1 protein-coding gene is annotated in these 3,670 nt (G+C 41.7%); it reads left to right on the top strand.

From position 1 onward, the window contains the following. The first annotated feature begins 191 nt into the window (after window positions 1-191). Window positions 192-3,242: a TonB-dependent receptor gene (locus tag Q0236_RS10615; protein WP_297917656.1), complete on the top strand. Its 3,051-nt coding sequence runs from the start codon at window positions 192-194 to the stop codon at window positions 3,240-3,242. Window positions 3,243-3,670: the final 428 nt, after the last annotated feature.

Here is a 3,670-nt window from a genome sequence, read left to right as displayed (position 1 = left end):
TAAAGCTTAAAATGCGTCTATTACGCATTTCTTGACTATTCAAAATTTTTTACTTCTTAAAAATCAAAATTTTAGCCATTTAAAATTTATACTTGAATTTAAACTGCAATTTAATTAAACATTAAAAATCTTTGTATTATTATTCGCCGCGTTAATAATCAATTCTATAATCATTAAGTAAGGAAATATAAATGTTTAGAAGATTCTCTCTCTCTCTCTATGTCTCGCTGCTCTTTTATGGCTCGCTTTACGCGGAAGATCAGGCAAATTCGCAAGAATTAGGAACTATCCAGGTAACGGGCAATGTCGATTCGCAAAGCGTAGCCGAGCAAAAGGTCGGCGAAACTAAAACTACCGCGCAGACTATCAAGAAGCAGCAGATCACCGATAGTAGAGACTTGGTGCGATACCAAACGGGTATCACAGCGGTCGAGACGGGCAGATTCGGCGCTAGCGGATACGCCGTTCGCGGCGTGGACGAAAACCGCGTGGCTATCACGGTGGACGGGCTTCGTCAAGCGGAGACTCTAAGCTCGCAGGGCTTTAAAGACCTCTTTGAGGGGTATGGAAATTTTAACAACACAAGAAACGGCGTAGAGATGGAAAACGTCAAAACAGCCAATATCACCAAAGGAGCCGACTCCATAAAAGCGGGAAGCGGTGCACTCGGCGGATCGGTAATGTTTGAAACCAAAGACGCTAGGGATTTCTTGACGGAAAAGAACTATCATTTCGGCTTTAAACAGGGCTATCAAAGCGTCGATAGTCAAAATTTCCACTCCTTCACCGGCGCAGCTAGGTACGGCTGGTTTGATCTTTTGGTTATAAACACCGATAGACACGGTCATGAAAGAAAAAACTATTTCTACGACATATATGATAGTAAAGAGGACAAACTTCATATAGGTAAAACTCGCGAAAAGGCAGATCCATACACCATAACCAAAAAAAGTACGCTCGTAAAGGTGGGATTTCAGCCGGGCGATGAGAATAGATTTTCGGTCGCGATAGATGACTCGAAGCAAAATTCCGACGGCGAGGATCTATCTTATACGTTAAGAATGGGTAGCCGTCCGGATGCTTCGGAACGATATGGAAATAGGACAAACCACGATAGCTCCACTAGAAAAAACGTGCAATTTGCCTATGAAAATTTCAGCGAGACGCCGCTTTGGGATCACGTTAAAATTTCATACTCAAAGCAGAGTATTAAAAACCGCGCGATCAATAGAGAGGGCTGCCAAGGAAGCGCCTGCCAGCAAACACAAAATCCATCGGGAATGCATTTAGACTCGAGCTCCGGTACGCATAATCTAGTAGATAAAAATAATAGACCTATAAGCGTCGATCCCGGGGATGTAGCGGAGGAAGCTTATATCGTAAGAGATGGCTCGGGTAATGTGCTTAGGCTTAACGACGATTATAAAGCACATCTTGGATCCGCAATTGACATGTGGGGAGATGTTTATCATTCAACTTATGTAGATTGCTCCAAAATAGATTGCAATAAAAAATTTAAAGTATTAAAAGAAACATACGATGGGAATACTTGGAATTATAATTATGAACTCGTAGAAAGAGAGCTGGAAAAACATACTCTTCCCGACGGAAGAACTTACGGAACCATAAAAAGAGATTCTAGCGATGCAGATGATGGAACAAAATACCATAAATTATCTTTTTTAACTCCAGGAACGGACGGCTATAATTCCATACAATATACCGATAGGACACTGGATACCGAAACGCAACAATTAAATTTGGATTTTGAGAAAGAGCTTAGCCTATTTAACATCATCGATAATTCCATATCATACGGCGGACTTTTAGATAAGACCGATAAATCGATGACGAACAAAGACGGGTTTTATGCAGGCAATTCACAATGGTGGGATAGTATATTTTTCGGTAATGTAAATAATGTGCCAAATCCAGATTGGCATATGAATGGCAATCTAAGAAGCAATACCACTGCGGTGAGCACCTATCTGATCCCGGTACAAACTACGACTACGGCAAGCTATATCGGAGATGAAATTCAAATAACCAAATATGTAGGCTTTGATCTTGGCTATCGCTACGACAAGGTAAAACATAAACCGAAATATACCGGCTATCCCGAAGTGCCCAGAGGCATCATAACCGGTTTGTGGGTGCCGTATCCTTACAATCCCTATGACGGAATACATGGTTACTACACTCCTTATGGAGAGGAAAATTATCAGCAAAATTTAAAATTCCTGCTAAGAGAGAAGGAATACAAAAGCGGCTCATACAAACTAGGTCTAAATTTAGACCCGCTCGATTGGATAAGAATTCAGCTAAAAGGCTCCAAGGGTTTCCGCGCTCCGACATCGGATGAGGCGTATATGACCTTTAAGCATCCGGACTTTTCTATCCGTCCTAATATATTTTTAGAACCAGAAATCGCAAGGACGAAAGAGATCGCTCTTACTTTTTATAGCGAGAGAAGCCGCATAACTTTCGATGTTTTTAAGACGGATTATAAAAATTTTATCGATCTTGAATTTTTGGGAAATTTACAAGTCGTAGATCAGCAGATACCGTATCCGTTTTATCAAAATGTAAACCGAGATAGCGCCAAAGTGCATGGATTTGAGATAAATACCCATCTGGAGCTCGGCGATGTATCGGAGAGCCTGGAGGGATTTAGGCTGGGATATAAATACAGCAGACAAAAAGGCAGAATGTCGTGCGCCAGCAACGGCTCAAACGCCAATGATTCAAACTCCGGATGCAGTAGGGGCGAAGAGGTGCCGATGAATGCGATCCAACCGCCTACTTCCGTCTATAATATCGGCTATTCTACGCCCGGCGACAAATATGGCATTGATCTTTTCATAACTGACGTAGGAGCCAAGAAGCGCAAAGATACCTACAATATGTATTGGAAAAGCCAAGTCGAAAGAACGGATCCGTATTGGGGACATATCGATGCTTCTATAGTAAACGGAGAGCCCGTAACCGATAATACCAAAGGTTGGCGAAGCGGCGATTATACGGTAGTGGACGTTATCGCTTATGCTAAGCCGCAAAAAAATTTTAACTTTAGTCTAGGAGTTTACAACCTAACCAATGCCAAATATATCACTTGGGATAGCGCGCGCTCGATCAGGGCTTTTGGAACGGTCAATATGATCGATCAGGCGACGGGTGCGGGCATCGGCAGGTTTTACGCGCCGCGCAGAAATTTTAGATTTAACTGGGAGATAACGTTTTAGTTCTTGGTGTGTTTCGATCCAAAATTTAAAACGAATTTTGGATCGAAGTCTCGATTTGATCGAATTGAGCCCTGCTTTGTAATTTACGCTTTAAATTTATATCCAATGAGCCTTTGCAACGCAAGAGCAAGATCTCTTCGTATTTTTGGCATTTCGATAAAATTTTTAGCGATATAATTTTCGCCGAACGGTAACATTTTGCGCGCGCATTAAATTTGTATATCGCCGCTTTCGTTTATGTGGTTTTGACTCAGAACCTACCGCCGTGCGGTATAAATTTTACATTTCTATCGATAAAGCCTTTTTTACTAAGGTCAAAGACAAACTTTCATATCACCTAAATTTGCTCGCCGTATGATCCTAATAAAGACGAGTTAGAAGCACCGAAGACATTTAACAACCGCACGCAAAACTACGGCGGCAGAATG

Source organism: uncultured Campylobacter sp. (assembly GCF_938031315.1).
In the GTDB taxonomy this organism is placed as follows: domain Bacteria; phylum Campylobacterota; class Campylobacteria; order Campylobacterales; family Campylobacteraceae; genus Campylobacter_B.
This window is presented reverse-complemented; position numbering and strand designations above follow the sequence as displayed.

Coding starts and splice junctions, on each gene's coding strand:
- Q0236_RS10615 (WP_297917656.1), top strand. CDS start 192: ATGTTTAGAAGATTCTCTCTCTCTCTCTATGTCTCGCTGCTCTTTTAT.